We start from the raw sequence: 19,813 nt of genomic DNA, 5'->3' as shown, positions 1-19,813 counted from the left end.
CGTTAAAACGCATACACCAACGTGGCCGTGGCACTACGCGGGGCGCCATACCATCCACGCGCGCCAATCGCTGTGTAGTACTTCTCGTCGAACACGTTGTTGAGGTTCAAGGAGACGCTGGTTTGCGGCGTGAACGCGTATTGCGCCATCAGGTCCACCACACTGTACTCGCCCTGAGTGAACGTTTCGCCGTTAGGTCCAGCATCCTTGTAGTACTCGGTTCCCTGCCAGCGCACACCACCGCCCACCTTCAACTGCGGCAGGCTCTGCAGACGGTAGCTGGTGAACAGCTTGAAGGTATCGCGCGGTATTTCAGTGAGCAGGCGCTCGCCATCCGAGTCCTTGCTCACGGCATAGGTGTAGCTCGCGGATACCTGCCAATCGGGCAGGATCTCACCGGCCATTTCCATCTCGAAACCGCGAGTTTTGGTACCGGATTCGGCACGGTAGGCCTGGTTACCGTCCGGGGCCAGGTTGCTGCCGTCGGCGACGGCGAGGTTGTCCTGGTGCACCTCGAAGACACTGAACGCGGTCGTCAGGCGCTTGTCCCAGAACTCGCTCTTCAGACCCATCTCGTAGTTCACGCCCTCCAAAGGATCAAGATAGGTGCCATTGACATCCTTGTTGCTCTGCGGCTTGAAGATGGTGGTGTAGCTGGCGTAGGCCGACCAGTGTTCGTCGAGGTCATACACCAGGCCCACGTACGGCGTGACGACGCCGTTTTCGGTTCGCGAGGTGCGGCTGGTCTGGCCGGTCGACAAGTCGGTATTGGCTTCGTCACGTTTCCAGTCGATCAACCGCGCGCCGGTAATCAGCGACAGGTCATCGGCCAGGCTCCAGCGGACCGACGCCACCAGGCCGTCCTGGGTTTCGTCCAGCGCATCTTCCGAAGACTTGGTGTGAATAGCGTCCGGGATGGGCAGCGAGCCGTCCCAGGTGAAGATGTTGTCGATGGACTGGATGGTCCACAGTGGGTAACCGTCGTTCCGGTAGTAAGCCTTGTAGTGACTGGCCCCCAGGTAGAGTTGGTGCTCGCGGGCGAACCATTCGAATGGGCCGGTCGCCGACAGGTCGAACGAGGTCTGCCGGGGCTCACCGGCCCAACGGCCCGTCCAGGTGGAGACGCCACTGCCATCGGGGTTGACGGTGCCACTGGCTGCGGTGGCAAAGGCGTCGTCATAGCTGCGGCGGTTGTGTTCGGCATTCAGTTTCAGCTGCCAGCCGTTGTCCAGCTGGTGCTCAAGGGTGGTGAACACCGTTTTCGTGCGACGCTTGTGGTAGCTCCAGTCCGCGGCCGAGTTGAACGAGCGGGAGGGATTGAAGTGACTGCCATCGGAGTTGTACATCGTGAAGCCGTGGTTGCCCGCCCCGTCGTTGTCCATCTCCTGATATTCCGCCCCCACTGTCAGCATCGTGCTGTCAGTAACGTCCCACTCCAGCACCCCGTATGCCACCTGCTTATCCAGGGACTGGCGGTCGACATAGCTCTGGCTGTTGGTGTTCGACGCGACGAAGCGGCCACGCACGTTGCCGCTTTCCGACAACTTGCCGGACACGTCCAGCTCGGTGCGGTAGTCGTCCCACGAGCCCGCCTTGAGGGTCAGCTTGCGTTGGGTTTCGAGGGTGGGCTTCTTGCGAATCAGGTTGACGGTCGCGCCCGGGTCGCCGGTGCCCGACATCAGCCCCGTGGCCCCACGCACGACCTCGACCCGGTCATAGCTCACCATGTCGGCAAGGTCATCACGAAAACCATAGGTATTGGGGCGGTTGACGCCGTCGACCTGGATGCTGCCAACCTCGAAGCCGCGCACGTAGATATGGTTGGCGTCGCTGCCCGCTGGCCCCATGCTGTCCACGACCACGCCTGGGGTCTGTTCAAGCACCTCGGCAACGTCATTGAGGTTCTGATCTTCGATCTGCTGACGGGTGACCACGCTTACCGATTGAGGGGTCTCGCGCGCAGAGAGCCGCAGCCCCGTCGCGGTGTTGGCTGAACCTGTGGTGTAGCTGCCGGTGCCTTCTGTGGTGGCGCCCAGTTGCACGCTCGATACGGTCGTTGCCCCCAGCTCCATCGCGCCGCCCTCCTGGAGGGGGCGAGCCAGCATGTAGCGCTTGTCTGCCACCTGCTGCAGCTGCAGACCAGTGCCTTGCAGCAGATGCGCGAGCCCCTGCTCCGGCTCGTAGCTGCCCTGAAGTCCTTCGCTGCGCAGGCCGGCGGTTTCTTCGCTGCTGAAGCTGACAATCACCCCGCTGACTGTGGCGAATTCATGGATGGCGGTCGCCAGAGGCCCTGCGGAAATGTTGTAGCTCACAGGCGCTGCCCAGGCATTGGCACAGGCCAGCATCGAGCTGGAAAGGCTCACCACCAGCGCGGCTTGGCGAATGCTGAAAGCGGGGGAAACAAAACAAGCGGACATCCATGGACTCCTGACTGGATGGAATACGCGAGCAATCCCAACACTAAACGTATTGATAATGGGAATCCTTCGCATAACGGCGGCGCGATGTTCAGTTCTTTATCCGCTGGCTGTCAACTTGAGTTTTGTAATGTTGCGGGCCTGGTTCACGCCAGGTTCGAGAGAAGGGAGCGTCGAGGGCTGCTGACCCGGAGCAGGATCTACTGGAACGTAGTTACGTCTACTCGCAGTCGTAGGTTGAAGGACGCAGGCAACCGACAGCCATGGCGACCAGGCTGTCGAGCAAGGCGGGATGTTCCAGGTGCGCCGGAACGTCCTCCAATACCGAGCGGATGACACTGCGTAACCCCTGCCCGAGCAAGTAAGCCGCCAACGCAGGGTGCTGCGTGGTGATCTCATGCTCATACATGTGCAGGAGCGGCAGCCAGGTCGCTTCGATGAACTCACCGGCCGTTTGATAGGGACCGCGCCACATGCCCAGGTGAAGGGCAGAGTGATAACGCAAGTGAAAGGCCCTGTTCAATTTGAACAGACGTGTTTCAACACGAATGATGTTGGCCAGAATAACGCGCAGTGCCGATTTCAATGGCACGCCAATCAACCGCTCGCGCACCCGAAGCAACTCCTCGGATTCTTCGTCGAGCATACGCTCGTACAGCAAGGCAACGATCGAGTCCTTGTTGGGGAAATATTGGTAGATCGAGCCGACTGCGACCCCTGATATTTCCGCGATGCGGGCGACGGTCAGCGCGGCTTCGCCTGATTCATCCAGAATCCGCAGGCACGCCTGCTCCACAGCGTCCACCAATGCGCGCGACCGCGATTGAGTCGGGCGCTTGCGTAACGCAGGAAGCTGCTCGCGCGTTGCGCTTGGGGTCACCTTTGAGTCACCGCTGCTTATGCTCATGAGAATCCGAGTATGGCGTTTTTCATGGCGCCATGATTTTTAGTATTTATTATTAAAATCAAGCATTTAGAAATGAAACCCAGCATTCCTGGAATGCGAATATCTGAGCCTTGGCGACGTGAGTATGATCGTTTTCGTCGATCAGACAACTGCCCACCGCGCAATGATGCGCTCGACAAGTTCGGATATTCAGCCCTGCCGGGAGATTGCCCATGTCGTCAACGTTCACCGTCCGCCCCCTTGGTCCAAGCCTGGGCGCCGAAGTGCTTGATCTTGATCCCGCTTCAGTCGTTTTGCCAGAAACACTGGCGAAACTTGAAGCCGCACTTATCACGCATGAAACCTTGATCTTGTCTGTACCTGGGTTACGGCCCGAGCAGCACCTGGCGATTGCCCGGTACTTCGGCGAGCCCGAAGTTCACACCTTCTATCCCAACCTGGGCAAAGGTTTCGAACAGATCACCGTGATCGACTCCAAACAGGGCGATCGCGCCGATATGTGGCACCACGACGAGAGCTTCCTGCCCAGCCCCCCGATCATCACCATGACACACGCGCAGGTATTGCCGCCTTGCGGCGGCGATACCTGCTGGATCAGCATGACCACCGCGTACGACGGATTGTCCGAACGCATGAAGCAGTACCTCGAAGGCCTGAATGCCTGGCACGACATGAACGGACCGATGACGGCGGCGCTGCGCCAGAACGTCGTCACGCACGAGCGCTATGTCGATGTCATCAAGATGAACCGCAGGCACCTTCATCCACTGGTCATCGCGCACCCGGTTTCAGGTCGAAAGGCGTTGTACCTGAGCCCGACCTACACCACCCATATCGACGGCCTGGCCAGCCCCGAAAGCGATGCGGTGCTCGGCTACCTGAATGCCCATTGCCAGCAGGTTCAATTCGGCTTTCGCCATCGCTGGCGGGTCGGGGACATGCTGCTCTGGGATAACCGCAGCGTGCTGCACAACGCCATCCTGGACTATCAACCGCACCAACGGCGCATGCATCGCACCTCGGTGTTCGCGCGTGGGGCCGCCCACGCCTGACTCGCTGACGGGTTGATCACCACTTGCATCGGTCGCTGAAGAGGAAACAGCCATGCTGAAGGATGAACTGAACCATGATTTGCTGGCCCGCTACATTCCCAGGCCAGGTCGCTACCCGCTGCTACCCGATCTGACACCGCGCCAGCGCGTGGCCTTGCTGTGCCGGGTATTGTCCCGCGAGGGCTATAACGACCATATCGCCGGCCACATCACCGTTCGCCAGGAGGACGGCACATACCTGGCCAACCCGTGGGAACTCACCTGGGGTGAGGTCACCGCCTCGGATATCGTGCGCCTCGATCAGCAGGGCAAGGTGATCGAGGGCGACTGGAACATCACCCCGGCCATCAACCTGCACATGGATGTGCACGCGGCGCGGCATGATGTTGGCGTGGTGATTCACAACCACCCCCAGTGGGGATCGGTGTGGTCGGCGGTGGGACGTGTGCCGCCGATCTACGACCAGACCTCGGCCTTGGTCGACACTGACCCGGTGCTGTATGACGAGTACCGAGGCACGGTCGAAGACATTCAACTGGGCCGGGCCGCCGTGGAGGCACTGGGTACACGGAAATGGGCTTTGCTTGCCAATCATGGCGTGCTGGTAGTGGCCAACGGCATTCGCCAGGCGCATTTGCGCGCCATCACGCTGGAGTGGCGTAGTCGCCTGGCCTGGCGTGTCGAGGTACTCGGAGGCGGCGCACCGTTACCCGCCAGCGTCGCGCTTGCAACCGGGGAACGTACCGATGCCAACGGGTTCCCGTTCCTCTGGGAAGCCATGGCGCGGGCGGAGATCCGGCGCGATCCGACAGTGCTTGAATAGCCGGATGACGCCCGCCTGGTCATGAAAAAGCCCGCGCACAGGCGCGGGCTCTGGCAGGACAAGCGTGCCTTCAGCGATCGAGTTCATCCTTGATGATCGTGCCCTTGTGCGGGTCGACCTGGAATTCGTAGCGCTTGCCGTCCGCCTTCATGCCCTCCCCTTCCCAATGGCCGTCGTCGGCTTCGATCTTGGTGATCTGGGTATAGCCAGCGCCCTTCAGGGCAGCTTCGGCCTGATCCTTGGTCACTGTCCAATCGGCGCCGGGCTGATCGGCCCAGGCCATCGAGGCGCCCAATGCACCTGCCAGTGCCAGGCCGGTGAACAGTCGAGTCATGGTTTTCATTGCCAACATCCTTTTTTGCGGGGTTCAAAGGATGCGACTCAGGCTGCGGTGGCGCAGTTCAGTTTGAAACATGGCGGGCTGCTGCGCCGGCCTCATCGCTGGCAAGCCAGCTCCCACAGGTACTGCACAATCCTCAAGATCTCCACAGGTCGGTGTAGGAGCCGGCTTGCCGGCGATGAGGCCAGTGCAGGGTGGGTCTAGTTTTCGCCTTGGAAGAAGGTGGTTTTGCCGACCGTGAAATGGGTGTTGTCTGTGGTCATTGTTCGATCTCCTTGAAATTTTCACTGCCTGGGCCGGCCTCTTCGCGGGCTTGTCCCGCGAAGAGGCCAGTCTGGTCGACAAAGCACTCAGTGCATCATGCCCAGCTCGGCATCATCCATCAGTGCCTTGGCCAGGGCACTCAGGTAGTGCGCTGCCCAGATCATCATGGGTTTCTCGTCCATCAGGCCGATGATGGTCAGTTCTCGTACATAACCCATCAGTTCCGAGGCCTGTTCGCGGGCATTCTGACAAGGGATGCCGGGCTCGATGCGGAACAGGGGGTGGGTTTGGTTTTCGCCCTGGAAGAAGGTGGTTTTGCCGACAGTGAAATGGGTGTCGTCTGTATTCATCGTTCAATCTCCCTGACATTCTCGCAGCCTGGGCTGGCCTCTTCGCGGGCTTGCCCCGCGAAGAGGCCAGCCCAGACAACACATCACTTGAGCCCTAGTGCAAAGTCCTAGGCTCACCCGGCATCTGCACCAGGATCAACATCGACTCAAGCATCACCCGCAGCGCCTCCATTTCATGCATCGACGCCATCATCAGAATCGAAGCCGGTGATTTGGGCTGCAGCAGCAGTGCCTGATGAATCACGGTCTGCGCACACAGGGCGTAGTCCGTGGCCTGGATGAGGGTGTCTTCGAGGGAATGGGAGTTGTACGGTGGATCGGGGACAATTTTCAACATATTGACTGTGCTCTTGGTGGGACCACCACCTACCTGCTGTCAAACAGAAGGGTGGCAGCTGTGCATAGGTTGACAGACCGGCGAACACAGAAACCGGCGCACGCAAGCGTGCCCCATGCACAGCCGCCATAAACGGCAAAGCCATGCAATGTGCTCGTTACGGCCTGTCAAAGCCGTGTCGTCAAAATGCAACGACCCGCCGAGACTAGAGCGCAGTCCAAGCGGCCGCAACGAAAAAAAGGCGGCCGAAGTATGTTTGGGAAATGTCCTACAAGAAAGAGGTTAAAACTGATTTTCTACCGCGCAAAACACCTCAGCCATTCCCGGCAACGCTCGACTCATTCGTCCCTTGGCAACCATTGCGGCATGCACAGTCGAACTCAGCCTCGGCGCGCGTCGAATAATTCAGGCTCAGGCGCACCTTGTCTTGCGTGTCGTACAGGTCGTAGCCCTCGCCCAGCGCGCTGGGAAAACCAACACGTCGAGGAAAAATTTCTTTCTGGCTAGGTACGGCGGGAACCACAACAAAGCGCGTCTGCATGATCATCCCTCTTCCGGCAGTCATTTAGTATTAGTCTGACTATCTGAAAGACTCAAGGCGGCTCATGAAAGATTTGCCTGCCGACTGGCAGCCGCAGAACTTGCCCTATGGCGCTCGCGAGTTCGGGGTGCTTGGCTGCGACTTCTTGTGATGATGGCAAATTGGCACTATCCTGCCGGCATTCTCTAGAAGGCGTTTCACTTGACCATCGAGTGAACGGGCAGGAGCAGAACCGAATGTTGGCTTTCATTGGTATCGTCGCTGCGTTGATCGGCTTTGCGATGATGTCCCGTCCTTTCAAGATTGGTTTCGCCCTTTATCTGGCTTACTTGGGTTACTTCATCTATCTGCATGGCGGTAACGCAGACCTGGAGGAGGCATCCACCCTCCTCTCCCTCGTGTCCGGTGCGGCTGGGCTACTGGTCGTAGGGGCTGTGCTGGGTGGCGTGCGGTCCGGTGCTGGCAGCGAGGCCGAATACCGCGCCAAACGCAAGCGCGTATGCCTGTTTCTGCTGAAGTTCGGTGGCGCCTACGTCGTGTTCACCCAGCTGCTGACATTGGCCTTGTTTCTCGGTGGCGGCGGCAACTCTTGGGACGACTGGACAGCCGCTGGCCTGATGGTGAAGTTGCTGCCTTACAAGTGGGTGGGCTATCTGCTGATGCTGGGTGCCTACTACGGGTTGAAAGGCAAATCGAAACCACGCCAGGCCCTGCGCACCTGACGCGGTTACATTCTTCGGGGCAAACGAGTCGATCAATGCCCCGAGTCCCGCAGCACCTGCTCGACCACTGCGCGCAGCGCCCCGCGCACGTCCAGGCCTTGCGCACGGGCCTGGTCGAAGCGTGCCAACTGGCGCTCGGCGCTGGTGCCTTCACTCAAGAGGCGTTCGGCGTGCCTGAACGAGCGCTCGGCATCCACGGTGACGGGAGGCCGCAGCGCCTGTAGCTGCGCCAGCCACCCTGCGGCATTCACCGCTTGCTCGTCATGCACACCAAGGAAGGTGCCCTCACGCCCATAACGATAAGCCCGCCAGTAGTTTTCCTGGGTGACCCAACGCAGTTCCCGAGTCATCGGCCGCGTACCGTCGCGGGTGTGCAGCGCCTGCTCGACCAGGTGGCGGAACAGCCCGGCAATGGCCAACCCGTCTTCCAGCCGCGGGCACGCATCGCAGATACGCAGTTCCACCGTTGGGAAGCGCCGTGAGGGTCGCACTGCCCACCAGAAGTTTCCGTCGACGGCCAGCGCGCCGGTGCGTTGCAACAGGGCGCGATAGCGCAGGTAGGCGTTCCAATCCACCAGCGGCTCGGGCAGCCCCATGTGCGGCCACTCTCCACAGACCACCCGGCGATAGCTCTGGTAGCCCGTGGCCTGGCCACACCACAGGGGCGACGAAGTGCTGAGCACCAGCAACAAGGGCAGCCAGTACAGCAGACGATTGATCAGCTGCATGCGGTCGCAGCCCGCAGGCACGCCTACGTGCACATGCAGACCCGACAACAGACTGCGCTGGGCCACCGCCTGATAGTCGTCGAACAGCTGGCGGAAATGTGCTGTGCGGCGGGCCTGCTGGCGCCGCCACGGCGCGTTGGGGTGGCTGGCGGCGCAATACAGCCCCAGCCCCTCCTCAGCCAATGCCTCGTTGAGGCGCAGGCGGTGTTCGGCGAAGAAATGGCGAGCCTGTTGAAGGTTGTCGAACACCGGCGAAACCAGCTCGATCTGGCTGCAGAACATTTCTTCGGCAAAATGCTCGCCCAGCACCTTCTGGCAACAACGGGCCACCGCTTGCGATGGCCTGGCCTGTACCTGACCGCTGGCAAGATCCACCAGCAGGTATTCCTCCTCGATGCCGAACGTGCACGCTGCAGCCATCGTAGGCTCAGCCATTGCGGGTCAGGGTCAGCGCGACTGCCGCGATGCGCTCTACCTGTTGGTAACCGGGTTCGAGCAGCTGTTCGCCAAACACGTCGGGGTCCACTTCCCGGTACACCCAGCTGAAGGCCGAACCCTGCAGGCGCTGGCGCACCGTTTCCAGCAATGCGTCGCGGCCCTCGACAATGGCAACGCCGGTGTACAACAACAAGGTGCCGCCAGCGTCCAGGCGCTGGCACGCCTGCTCCACGATGCGCAATGACAGCTCAGCGCCCAATGTGCCGCCGCCGTGGCGATAGGTGCGCTTGCTGGCATCGAGCATGTAGGGCGGGTTGGCCACGATCAGGTCGAACGTGCCAGTGATTCCGGCCAGCAAGTCACTGGGCTCCACCGACACATTGGCCACCCCGGCCAGCGCCGCATTGATCGCGGTATAGCGCAGGGCCAAGGGGTTGATGTCCACCGCGCTGACCTGCGCATGGGGCGCGGCACGGGCGATCAGCAGCGCCCCGATGCCACTGCCGCAACCGATATCGACCGCGTGCTGTACAGGGTGCAGGCGGTGCTGCAGGTGATCGCGGATGACCTGGGCGAAACGGTAGCTGTCCGGGCCGAAGAACACGGCATCGCTGCTGTCGGTAGGCCATGCCGAATGGGTCAGCAGCAGGTCGTCGAGGCTGGACCAACGCACGGTGCTGCGCAGCAGATTGCCCTCCCCCTGCAGCACGCCGGCCGCCGTCAATTGCTGCAGCTCGTCGGTGCTGATCAATGAAGGCGAAAATGGCCGGCTCCAGCCGAACACGTCGCGCAAGTCATGAGCCTGTTGCGCCTGGGGCCTGGCATTGACCCGCGCCTGGGTGGCCGGCGTCACGCAGGTAAAACGGTAGCCATCGGCGCGCAGGCGCCGGCCCAGTTGCAGCAGGGCTTGGTCAGCCTGGGTTTGCTGTTGGTCGAGCAACATCAGCGTGGCCCTCCCTGCGCAAGCCCCGTGGCGCGGATGTAGTCGCGGGTGGCGCGCAGGCCGTCCGGTTGCGCGTGGCAACCTGCGGACATCCGTGCAATCAATCGATCCACATCGGGCGAGCCGTGCGACTTGTCAGCACCCTCTTCCAGCGCCAGTTCGTTCTCCCACTGCCCTGGCGCCACTCGCCGATACTGCACACCCGGCCACTCGTGGGCGATCCAGTCATGCCAGAGCTGTTTCTCGTAGGCATTGAACACCCCGAACATGGCGGCCACCGGACCATCGATCAGTGCCCAGAAACGGCTGTGCGACGGGTCTTCGCCGCGGCGCACCCAGCCTTGTGCTTCGAGGGCTCGGAGAAAACCCGGCATCCCTCCGGCTTCGGCCAGCCACTGGTTGATGGTGCGGCCTTGCAGGCGGCAACGGTCCGAATGCATGCACTGGCCGTACACCCGCTTGCGCTCAAGCGCTGCCAACAGCTCGGTTTCAAGGTCGAAACCCGCGATCAACGACGGTGTATCGGTGCCCAGGTCATTGAGGCGATAGCCCTGCCTGACACGGCCATAGAAGGCCTGAGCGTCCTCCCCCGCCATCAGCAGGCGCAGGCTTTCCAGGGCGCGTCGGGCATGGCCGCTGGCGGCGTTGTCGATGGTGACATGCAGCTGGAAGTAATGGGCATCGATGCCGAGTTCGGCGAGCTCGTGGGCGGTAATCAACAGGTGCAACGGGGGCTGTTCGTAGCCCAGGTTGTAGCCAATCACCTCGGGCAGGAAGTCTTCGCCATACTGCCCGAGCGCCAGTTGCAACGCACCCTGCAGGTAGCGCGTGGGGTCCAGTGGCAGCAGCTGTGCGCAGCCCAGACGACTCAGCAGGCGTTGATAGATCAACACATGGTTGCAACGTGGGTCGCCGTCGCCGAGTTCTTCGAGAAACGTGCGGATCAACCCGTGAAAGCGTGGGTCGAGCCAGTGGCGCAGGGTGCCATGCAGCCAGGCGCCGTCCACTAGCTTGGTGGGAGCGACCTGCTGCAGAAACCAGAGCGCCTGGGCGCGGTTGGCGAAGTAACGCCGAGGCGCGCCAGCGGCGCGTTGCTGCAGGTAGGCCGTATGCTCGTGGGCCACTTTGGCGGCGTGGGCGTGCGCCCATTGTGCGAGCGCCTCGGGCGTATCGGGCAGGTCGTCGGTCATCACCTCGGTACGGCGCAACTGCCTGGCAAGCCACTCCCGGCCTTCGGCATCCGGGCCTTGCAGCATGACCTGGTAGCGCGATTGTGGGTCATCATCCGCCAGCTGACTGAGCTGGCGGTGGGTTACAGGGCGCATCACCGTCATACCGGGCACCTCGCGTGGAACTGCACGACCCATTGAAAGTTTGTCGCAGCCACCTTGTGGGAGCCGGCTTGCCGGCGATAGGGCCCGAGCAGACACACCGACCTGCTTTTGCCTGCCTTGGCCTCATCGCCGGCAAGCCGGCTCCCACAGGGGATTTGGGCTGATTTACAGATTTGGAGTAAGACAGTTGCTCCCGGATTCGATCGGCATGGCCCACGGGGGGACCAACGGTGCTCGCGAAAAAAAGTAAACCTTTGCGGGCTGGCGCGGCTCAACCGATTGCGACACTGAGGTCGCGCCCCTGAAACGAAGGAGTGAACGATGAGCAATCCATTTCTGAAACTCGCCGGCGCTACGCTGTTGGTGAGCATGGCTTCCTTCCACGTACAGGCCGCAAGCTCCGATGATTTCGTCGATGCCGCCACCGAGGCAGGGATCGCCGAAGTGGTGACCAGCAACCTGGCTCAGGAAAAATCCCAGAGCGCCGACATCAAGCAGTTCGCACAGCAGATGGTCACCGACCACACCAAGGCCAACCAGAAGCTCGGGGATATCGCCCGCAAGCTGGACATCAGCGTGCCCGACGAAGCGGCGCTGACCGACAAGGTCAAGAAGATGATCCTCGAATGGCGTGAAGAGTCGTTCGACAAGGCCTACGTCAACAACCAGGTCGATGCCCACGAGAAGGCAGTGGAGCTGTTCCAGAAAGAGGCCACGTCCTCCGACAAGCCTGAGCTGAAGGCATTCGCCAGTGATGCCTTGCCGACGCTCCAGCACCACCTTGAACAGGCCAAGGCACTGCAGGCCAAACACGGCAAGTAAACGCGTACGACAGATGAAAGTCAGGGGGCCGCGTTGCGGCCCCCCTGCTCGTGAACAGGCCCCTCCATGACCACGCACCCCACCGGCGCACCGACACAAACACGCAGCTACTGCACCGATATCCCCGCCCGTCTCGACCGGCTGCCCTGGACGCGCTTTCACACCTTGCTGGTCACTGCGCTGGGCATTACCTGGCTGCTCGATGGCCTGGAGGTCACCCTGGCCGGCTCCCTGGCCGGGGCCTTGAAGGCAAGCCCGACGCTGGCCATGAGCAACACCGACATTGGCATTGCAGGCGCTACCTACATCGCCGGGGCCGTGCTCGGCGCGCTGTTGTTCGGCTGGCTGACCGACCGTCTGGGGCGGCGCAAGCTGTTCTTCATCACACTGTTCCTGTACATCGGCGCCACCGCGGCCACGGCGTTCTCGTGGGATGTCTGGAGCTTTTTGCTGTTTCGCTTTCTTACCGGCGCCGGTATCGGCGGCGAATACACGACAATCAACTCGACCCTCCAGGAATTCACCCCGGCACGCCTGCGTGGCTGGGTCGACCTGACCATCAACGGCACGTTCTGGCTCGGCGCGGCGCTCGGTGCGGTGGGCGCGGTGGTTCTGCTGAATCCGGCAGTGGCCGGCGGCGAACTGGGCTGGCGCCTGTGCTTCGGCATCGGCGCGCTGCTCGGCCTGGTGATTGTGCTGATGCGCCTGTGGATACCAGAAAGCCCGCGTTGGCTGGTGATCCACAACCGCCCTGAAGAGGCGGAGCGCATCGTCACCGCCATCGAGCAGCACTACCATCACCGCGGCATCGCCATACCGCCGCTGCAAGCCCCTGCTCTGCGTCTGCACGCCCGCGACCACACACCGCTGGCCGAAGTGTGGCGCAGCCTGTTCGTGGTGCACCGGCAACGGGCGCTGGTAGGACTGACCTTGCTGACCGCCCAGGCGTTCTTCTACAACGCGATCTTCTTCACCTACGCGCTGGTGCTGACCGATTTCTATGGCGTGCCATCGGCCCAGGTGGGCTGGTACGTACTGCCCTTCGCCCTGGGCAATTTCTGTGGGCCACTGCTGCTCGGGCGATTGTTCGACGTGCTTGGCCGACGCATCATGATCAGCGCCACCTACCTGCTGTCCGGGGTGCTGCTGGTCGTCAGTGGTTACCTGTTCCAGCAGCAATTGATCGACGTGACCCAGCAAACCCTCGCCTGGATGGTGATCTTCTTCTTTGCCTCGGCGGCGGCAAGCTCCGCCTACCTGACCGTGGCGGAAACCTTCCCCTTGGAAATTCGCGCCCTGGCCATCGCGGTGTTCTATGCCTTCGGTACCGGGTTGGGCGGCTTGATCGGTCCCACCCTGTTCGGCGCGCTGATCGAAACCGGCGAGCGCCTGAATGTGCTGTATGGTTATCTGATAGGCGCGGCGCTGATGATCATCGCCGCGCTGGCCCAGGCGCTGTGGGGCGTGGCGGCCGAGCGGCGGTCACTGGAGCAGGTGGCCAGGCCGCTGTCGCAACTCGGCGATACTTGACCATTAGGGGATTTACCATGCTGCGCGTGTTCGAACGATGGCTCGACCCATTCCCGCCCGATGAAGCCCCGCCACCCCCGGTCGGCCTGCTGCGCTTCCTCTGGGCCTGCACGCGGGGAGCCCGCGGCTACATCCTCGCGCTGGCGCTGTTCAGCGCCGGTGTGTCGATCTACGAAGCCTGGCTGTTCTCCTTCCTCGGCCAGGTCGTCGACCTGCTCTCGACCTGGCAGACCGGCGGCGGGGTGAGCGGCGAGGAAAGCCGCGTGCTGTGGAGTATCGGCCTGGTGCTGCTGGCCAGCATCGCGCTGGTGGCCCTGCGCACCCTGATGCAACACCAGGTATTGGCGATCAACCTGCCGCTGCGCTTGCGCTGGGACTTCCACCGCCTGATGCTGCGCCAAAGCCTGTCGTTCTTTTCCGATGAGTTCTCCGGCCGGGTCACCACCAAGGTGATGCAGACCGCGCTGGCCGTGCGCGAGGTGCTGTTCACGGTCATCGAGATCGTCCCCGGCATTGGCGTGTACTTCATCGCGATCATCGCCCTGGCCGGCGGTTTCGCCCTGAAGCTGATGCTGCCGTTCATTGCCTGGCTCGCGCTGTTCGGCCTGGCCATGCTGTACTTCGTGCCGCGCCTGGGCAAGGTCGGGCAAGAACAGGCCCACGCGCGCTCGTCGATGACCGGGCGCATCTCCGATGCCTATACCAACATCACCACCGTGAAGCTGTTCTCCCACTCCAAGCGCGAGGCGCATTTTGCCCGTGCGGCGATGGAGGATTTCAAACAGACCGGCTTTCGTCAGATGCGCCTGGTCAGCCAGTTCGAGATCGTCAACCAGGCACTGGTGGTCGGCCTGATCCTGGGTGCAGGTGGCTATGCCTTGTGGCTGTGGCACCAGGGCGAGGTGGGCACCGGTGCGGTGGCGGCGATCACCGCCATGGCCTTGCGCATCAATGGCATGTCGCACTGGATCATGTGGCAGATGACCTCGTTGTTCGAGAACATCGGCACCGTGCAGGATGGCATGGCTACCCTGACCCGTGGCCCCAAGGTGCAGGATGCGCCGAACGCCGGGGCTCTGGTGACATCCGGCGGCGCCGTGAGCTTCGACAATGTCAGTTTCAACTACAACGGTGAGCGCCAGGTGCTCGATGGGCTGAACCTGCACATCCGACCCGGTGAGAAAGTCGGGCTGGTGGGCCGTTCCGGTGCTGGCAAGTCGACGTTGATCAACCTGCTGCTGCGCTTCTACGACGTCGACGGCGGCACCATCCGCATCGACGGGCAGAACGTCGCCAAGGTGACCCAAGACAGCCTGCGCAGTGCCATCGGCATGGTGACCCAGGATACCTCCCTGCTGCACCGCTCCATCCGCGACAACATCGCCTACGGTCGCCCCGAGGCGAGCGATGCGCAAATCCGCAGCGCCGCGGTCAATGCCCAGGCCGACGGGTTCATCCAGCAGCTGAGTGACCGCCAGGGCCATAGCGGCTATGACACCCTGGTGGGCGAGCGCGGCATCAAGCTGTCCGGCGGCCAGCGCCAACGCATCGCCATTGCACGGGTGATGCTCAAGAATGCGCCGATCCTGTTGCTGGACGAAGCCACCAGCGCGCTGGACTCGGAAGTCGAAGTGGCCATTCAGGAAAGCCTCGACGAGATGATGCAAGGGAAGACCGTGATCGCCATCGCCCATCGGCTCTCCACCATCGCGGCCATGGACCGGCTGATCGTGATGGATGAAGGGCGCATCATCGAACAGGGCACGCACAGTGAGTTGCTGGCCAGGAACGGCACCTATGCGCGGCTGTGGGAGCATCAGAGTGGGGGCTTTCTGGGCGAGGATCAGGGACTGGCTCAGGCAATGGAATAGGCCTGCTCGAGCGAGGGCATTGCCCTCGATCGCCGGCAAGCCGGCTCCCACATTTCGTTCATGGCCCTGTCACAAGCTTCGGCCGCGGGGATTGTGTGGGAGCCGGCTTGCCGGCGATCACCGGCGAAGCCGGTGCCATCCAATGATGACGCCTGCATCGCCGGCAAGCCGGCTCCCACGACTTCAGCGGCGCATGTACACCCTTTGTTCTATACGCAAAAGCGCAGCTTACTTCGCCTGGCCACGGTCCAACGCCTCGGCCACGGCATTCACGAACACCGCCTGTTCGTCATACAACGAACTCGGCGTTTCGGCGTTCTTCCAAGTCGACCACTGCACCACCACCAGGTGCTCGGCCGGGTTGATGGCAATGGTCTGGCCGAAGATCCCCAGCGCCCAGAACGTCTGGCCGCTGTTCGCCGTTTGCTTCGGCTCGGCCTTGGCATCCGGGGCGGGCGCGTTGTACCACCACTGGTAGCCGTATTGCCCGTTCGGCGCGGCGGCGGTCACCGAGCCTTTGGCCTGGGTCCAGTGCGTGGAGCGCGCAATCCAGTCATCCGGCAGCAGCTTTTCACCGCTCGGCAACTGGCCGCCGCTCAGCACGAACTGGCCGAAGCGGCCCCAGTCGCGCAGGGTGGCGTTGAAACCGTGGCCGCCCATGTCGACCTTGCCGGGCACCAGCGCGTGCCACACACCGTCCTGCTGCATGCCATAGCGGCTCCAGACCTGCTTCTCCAGGTATTTGGCGAGGGTCTGGCCGGTAGCGTTTTCCAGCACGCGGCCCACCAGCCAGGCGCCGCCGGTGTTGTACGACCAGACCTCGCCAGGCTTGACCCCCGGCTTGCGCTTCACCGAGCGCACCAGGTTGAGCACGCACTGGTACGGGTCGGGCTTGGCTTCGCACTGGGTCATGTGCGAGAAGTCGGAATCCTTCGACGCGTAGTTCTCGTCCCAGACCACCCCGGAGGTGTGCTGCATCAGCTGGTGCAGCGTCACGTCTTCCCAGGCGCTGCCTTTGAGTTCGGGGACGTACTGGGTGATCTTGTCGTCCACCGACTTGATCTTGCCTTCCTTGATGGCCACGCCCACCAGCACGCTGACCACCGACTTGGCCACCGAGCGTGACGTCCACAGCGTTTGCGCGGTGTTGCCTTGCGCATAGTGCTCGTAGGCCACCTTGCCATCCTTGAGCACCAGCAGGCCGGTCACGCTCTGGTTGTGCAGGTAGTCGGCAAGGCCCTGGGGCTTGCCCTCCAGGGTGTAGCGCACATCGGCGAGGGTGTGGTCGGCTGCAGGCAGCGGGTACGGCTTGGCGCCGTGGGTGCTGAAGACGTCACCGCCGTACAGGCGGTAGGTGTTGCGAAAACCTACCACGCGGGTTGCCTGGTCCCAGGTGAGCATGTCCTTGGGCGCGGGCAGCACTTTGTCGAAGGGTTGCGGGCACGTCTGCAGCCCGGGCACGCCGCACGGCCCCTTGGCGTCGTCGGCATGCGCCGCGCCGGTCATGGCAGCCAGCACGGACAGCACGGTGAACGATCGTTTTATTGTTGGTATCGCCAGCATGGGCGGCTCCTCGTAGGGCGTGGAAGTACGCCTTGCGAGTGTCGAGAACTTGCGGGGAGCGGAAAAGCACAATAAATTTTCCGCCGCTATTAAAAAAACTGACAGCTTAGGATGTTCACCCCATGGCGATTGACCGGCTCCCTCCGCTGAATGCCGTGCGCGCCTTCGAGGCGGCAGCGCGTTTGGGCAGTTACGTTGCGGCGGCCCGCGCGTTGCACGTCACCCAGCCGGCGATTGGCCGGCATGTGAAAATCCTCGAAGACTGGCTGGGCGTGCGCCTGCTCGACCGTTCACCACGGGGCGTCAGCCTGACCCAGGACGGTGCCCACTATTACCAGGCGGTGTCCGAGTCGCTGCAGCTGCTGGCAGACGCCGGCATGCGCTGCGGGCGGCGCAGTGCCGAGCGCTGGTTGCGCATCCTGTGTGTGCCGGCGTTCGCTTCGCGCTGGCTGACGCCGCACATCGAGGTACTGCGTGCGCTGCGGCCGGAGCTGAAGATCGCCATCGAACCCAACGCCACCTTCACCAGCGTCGATGCTCGCCAGGCCGACCTGGGCATCGCCTACGGCTTGCCCGGGGAGTTGTCTGGCGTTCGCGAGGTGTTGATCCGCCCCGAAGTGTTTGCCGTGTGCTCCCCGGCCTACCGGGCGCAGTTGCCCGAGCATTTGTCCGTTCGCGACTTGCCCCGCTGCAAGCTGATCCATGTCGACGACGGCAACTGGTGGAGCAGCTGGTTCGCCGCCCAAGGCGTCAGGGTGAGGGCCAAGGCCGATGCATCGCACCTGAGCAACGACATCGTGCTGAACCTGGCGCAGAGCGGGCACGGGATTGCCTTGGCCACCGACGTACTGGTCGGGCGCGAACTGCAGGCGGGGAGCCTGGTGCGCTGTGTGGCGCAGGGCGTGCCGCTGGAGAGCTACCAGGTGCTCGCGCCTTCACAGATGCTAAGTGACGATGCGCTGTGGTTCATCGAGTGGCTGCGGGCGAGCCTGCGCGACACTTACCCCGCAGCCGTGGTGTAAGCACATTCAGCGGCATGGCACGCTGGCTACTCGCGCGAAAGCCGCTTGAGCAGTGCCTTGGCCACACCCTCCGACGAGGCAGGGTTCTGCCCTGTTATCAGATGGCCGTCCTCGACCACATGACTCGCCCAGTCAGCAGCCTTGGAATACTCGCCACCTTTGCTTTTGAGCATGTCCTCGACCAGAAACGGCACCACCTGGGTCAGCCCGACGGCGTCTTCCTCGCTGTTGGCGAAACCGGTCACTTTCTTGCCCTTGACCACCGGATGGCCATCCGGTGCATTGACCTGCTTGAACACGCCAGGTGCATGGCAGACTGCGGCGATCGGCTTGTTGGAGGCGTAAAAAGCTTCCAGCAGCGTTTTCGAATCTTGGTCCTCGGCCAGGTCCCACAGCGGCCCATGGCCACCGGGATAGAACACGGCATCGAAGTTGTACGGGTCGATTTCGCTCAGCGGTACCGTGTCGGCCAGCGCCATCTGCCCTTCGGTGTCAGCGCGAAAACGCCGGGTGGCATCGGTCTGCGCGTCGTCCTCGTCGCTCTTCGGGTCCAGGGGTGGCTGGCCGCCCTTGGGCGAGGCCAGGGTGACGTCGGCGTTGGCATCGATGAACACGTAGTAAGGGGCGGCGAACTCTTCCAGCCAAAAGCCGGTTTTCTTGCCGGTATTACCCAACTGATCGTGGGATGTCAGCACCATCAGGATCTTTTTCATCAGCGCCCGTCCTCCAAGTGTGAATGGCAGCGCGTCGCTCGCCCTGCATTACTGTGGGAGGTCGCCGCAGGGCAGACGTTCCCTGCGCCGGCGTGTTTTTAGCCCGATGCCGCCTGGCACGGCGGCGTCGGCCAGCCCTGGTGATTGGCCACCATGAAATCCACGAACACCCGCACCCGCGCCGGCATCGCCGGGCCGCCGACGAACACGGCGTGGATCGGCTCCCGGTCGCCCGGGTTGAAAGCCTCCAGCAGCGGCACCAGTTCGCCGCTTCGCAGCTCATCGGCCACGGTGAAGGTACCGATCCGTGCAATGCCGGCGCCAACCTTGGCCATCTGCGCCAGCGCCTCGCCGCTGCTGCATTCGATATTGCCGGCCACCTTCAGCGAAAAAGCCTGCCCCTCCCGAACAAACGGCCATTCGGCCATCGCACGGCGGAAGTTGAAACGCAGGCAGTTATGCCGGGCCAGGTCTTCAGGTTGCAGGGGTGCGCCGCAGCGTTCGAGGTACGCGGGCGAGGCAACGATGACTTCGCCGGTGTCGCCGATCAAGCGTGCACTCAGCGAGCTGTCCGGCAGATGGCCGAAGCGCAAGGCGACATCGGCCTGGCCGCCGAGGATATCGGTGATCTCGTCACTCAGTGTCAGGTCGACCAGCACTTGTGGGTAAAGGGCGCTAAACGCGGCTACCAGCGGGACCACGGTTTGCCTGCCGTGGCCAAGCGCGGCACTGACCCTCAGCCGACCCCGCGGCACGCCCTGGTCGGTGATGGCTTCTTCCACTTCGATCATGTCGGCGAGGATGCGTCGTGCGCCGTGCAGGTAGGCGTCGCCCTCGGCCGTCAGGGTGATCGCACGGGTGGTACGCAACAGCAGGCGGGTGCCCAGGCGCTGCTCGGTGCGGGCGATGATGCGGCTGACGGCCGACGGTGTCAGGCCTAGCGCACGCGCGGCTGCCGACAGGCTGCCTTCGTCCACCACCTTGGCAAATACCTCCATCTCGCCGGATCGCCCGTTGTAGTCCATTTGTGCCCCTTGCGCAAAGGTGGTTGCCAGAAAAGGGATCTAGTGCTTTGAAAGCTCGAATCGTAGCATTT

The 19,813-nt window shown here is 62.6% G+C and carries 19 protein-coding genes; 7 read left to right on the top strand and 12 right to left on the bottom strand.

What is annotated here, in order from left to right:
- Window positions 1-2: 2 nt before the first annotated feature.
- Window positions 3-2,417, bottom strand: coding sequence for a TonB-dependent siderophore receptor (locus ACIPZG_RS10475; RefSeq protein WP_400713160.1), 2,415 nt, complete (start codon window positions 2,415-2,417; stop codon window positions 3-5).
- 220 nt (window positions 2,418-2,637) lie between these two features.
- Window positions 2,638-3,324 (bottom strand): TetR/AcrR family transcriptional regulator, encoded by a 687-nt coding sequence (locus ACIPZG_RS10470; RefSeq protein WP_400713157.1) that lies wholly within the window; start codon window positions 3,322-3,324, stop codon window positions 2,638-2,640.
- 212 nt (window positions 3,325-3,536) lie between these two features.
- On the opposite strand from ACIPZG_RS10470, the gene ACIPZG_RS10465 reads away from it, so the two are divergent.
- A complete protein-coding gene (locus ACIPZG_RS10465) occupies window positions 3,537-4,376 on the top strand; it encodes a TauD/TfdA dioxygenase family protein (protein WP_400713154.1) in 840 nt (279 codons plus the stop codon).
- Window positions 4,377-4,428: 52 nt separating this feature from the next.
- Entirely contained in the window at window positions 4,429-5,199 is a 771-nt protein-coding gene (locus tag ACIPZG_RS10460; protein ID WP_400713152.1) for a class II aldolase/adducin family protein, read from the top strand.
- A 70-nt stretch (window positions 5,200-5,269) separates the two neighbouring features.
- On the opposite strand, the gene ACIPZG_RS10455 is transcribed toward ACIPZG_RS10460, so the two are convergent.
- From ACIPZG_RS10455 to ACIPZG_RS10440, 4 genes are all read right to left on the bottom strand, one after another.
- Window positions 5,270-5,542 carry a PepSY domain-containing protein gene (locus tag ACIPZG_RS10455; protein ID WP_008094514.1) on the bottom strand — a complete coding sequence of 91 codons (273 nt, stop codon included), beginning with the start codon at window positions 5,540-5,542 and terminating at the stop codon, window positions 5,270-5,272.
- Window positions 5,543-5,889: 347 nt separating this feature from the next.
- On the bottom strand, window positions 5,890-6,153 hold the full coding sequence (locus ACIPZG_RS10450; protein ID WP_400713149.1) for a DUF3077 domain-containing protein: 264 nt from the start codon (window positions 6,151-6,153) through the stop codon (window positions 5,890-5,892).
- A 94-nt stretch (window positions 6,154-6,247) separates the two neighbouring features.
- Window positions 6,248-6,490, bottom strand: a complete 243-nt coding sequence (locus ACIPZG_RS10445; protein ID WP_400713146.1) for a hypothetical protein — start codon at window positions 6,488-6,490, stop codon at window positions 6,248-6,250.
- 313 nt (window positions 6,491-6,803) lie between these two features.
- Window positions 6,804-7,037, bottom strand: coding sequence for a hypothetical protein (locus ACIPZG_RS10440; RefSeq protein WP_400713143.1), 234 nt, complete (start codon window positions 7,035-7,037; stop codon window positions 6,804-6,806).
- A gap of 230 nt (window positions 7,038-7,267) precedes the next feature.
- On the opposite strand from ACIPZG_RS10440, the gene ACIPZG_RS10435 reads away from it, so the two are divergent.
- Window positions 7,268-7,753, top strand: coding sequence for a hypothetical protein (locus tag ACIPZG_RS10435; RefSeq protein WP_400713140.1), 486 nt, complete (start codon window positions 7,268-7,270; stop codon window positions 7,751-7,753).
- A gap of 32 nt (window positions 7,754-7,785) precedes the next feature.
- Here the strand turns inward: ACIPZG_RS10435 and ACIPZG_RS10430 are convergent, their stop codons facing one another.
- From ACIPZG_RS10430 to ACIPZG_RS10420, 3 genes are read right to left on the bottom strand one after another with little or no spacing between them, the layout of a single operon-like run.
- Window positions 7,786-8,901 carry a carboxylate-amine ligase gene (locus tag ACIPZG_RS10430; protein WP_400713306.1) on the bottom strand — a complete coding sequence of 372 codons (1,116 nt, stop codon included), beginning with the start codon at window positions 8,899-8,901 and terminating at the stop codon, window positions 7,786-7,788.
- Between the two features lie 7 nt (window positions 8,902-8,908).
- Entirely contained in the window at window positions 8,909-9,862 is a 954-nt protein-coding gene (locus tag ACIPZG_RS10425; protein WP_400713137.1) for a methyltransferase, read from the bottom strand.
- Window positions 9,862-11,196 carry an iron-containing redox enzyme family protein gene (locus tag ACIPZG_RS10420; protein ID WP_400713134.1) on the bottom strand — a complete coding sequence of 445 codons (1,335 nt, stop codon included), beginning with the start codon at window positions 11,194-11,196 and terminating at the stop codon, window positions 9,862-9,864. Before ACIPZG_RS10420 ends, ACIPZG_RS10425 begins: the two co-directional genes overlap by 1 nt.
- Window positions 11,197-11,517: 321 nt before the next feature.
- Between ACIPZG_RS10420 and ACIPZG_RS10415 the strand changes: the two genes are divergently transcribed.
- The 3 genes from ACIPZG_RS10415 to ACIPZG_RS10405 all read left to right on the top strand — a co-directional run bounded on the left by ACIPZG_RS10415 (window position 11,518) and on the right by ACIPZG_RS10405 (window position 15,419).
- The gene (locus ACIPZG_RS10415; RefSeq protein ID WP_400713131.1) at window positions 11,518-12,018 is read left to right on the top strand and encodes a DUF4142 domain-containing protein; all 501 of its coding nucleotides are present in this window, start codon (window positions 11,518-11,520) and stop codon (window positions 12,016-12,018) included.
- A 66-nt stretch (window positions 12,019-12,084) separates the two neighbouring features.
- A complete protein-coding gene (locus ACIPZG_RS10410; RefSeq protein WP_400713129.1) occupies window positions 12,085-13,548 on the top strand; it encodes an MFS transporter in 1,464 nt (487 codons plus the stop codon).
- A gap of 17 nt (window positions 13,549-13,565) precedes the next feature.
- Window positions 13,566-15,419, top strand: a complete 1,854-nt coding sequence (locus tag ACIPZG_RS10405; protein WP_400713126.1) for an ABC transporter ATP-binding protein — start codon at window positions 13,566-13,568, stop codon at window positions 15,417-15,419.
- Window positions 15,420-15,647: 228 nt separating this feature from the next.
- Here ACIPZG_RS10405 and ACIPZG_RS10400 read toward each other — a convergent pair whose 3' ends face one another.
- Window positions 15,648-16,982 (bottom strand): serine hydrolase domain-containing protein, encoded by a 1,335-nt coding sequence (locus tag ACIPZG_RS10400; RefSeq protein ID WP_400713123.1) that lies wholly within the window; start codon window positions 16,980-16,982, stop codon window positions 15,648-15,650.
- A 122-nt stretch (window positions 16,983-17,104) separates the two neighbouring features.
- On the opposite strand from ACIPZG_RS10400, the gene ACIPZG_RS10395 reads away from it, so the two are divergent.
- Window positions 17,105-18,004, top strand: a complete 900-nt coding sequence (locus ACIPZG_RS10395) for a LysR substrate-binding domain-containing protein (protein WP_400639798.1) — start codon at window positions 17,105-17,107, stop codon at window positions 18,002-18,004.
- Between the two features lie 26 nt (window positions 18,005-18,030).
- Here ACIPZG_RS10395 and ACIPZG_RS10390 read toward each other — a convergent pair whose 3' ends face one another.
- Complete coding sequence (locus ACIPZG_RS10390) at window positions 18,031-18,717, bottom strand: type 1 glutamine amidotransferase domain-containing protein (RefSeq protein ID WP_400713120.1); 687 nt, start codon at window positions 18,715-18,717, stop codon at window positions 18,031-18,033.
- Between the two features lie 98 nt (window positions 18,718-18,815).
- Window positions 18,816-19,742, bottom strand: coding sequence for a LysR family transcriptional regulator (locus ACIPZG_RS10385; protein ID WP_400713117.1), 927 nt, complete (start codon window positions 19,740-19,742; stop codon window positions 18,816-18,818).
- Between the last annotated feature and the right edge of the window lie 71 nt (window positions 19,743-19,813).

Source organism: Pseudomonas sp. NPDC089395 (assembly GCF_044749525.1).
Classification (GTDB): Bacteria; Pseudomonadota; Gammaproteobacteria; order Pseudomonadales; family Pseudomonadaceae; genus Aquipseudomonas.
This window is presented reverse-complemented; position numbering and strand designations above follow the sequence as displayed.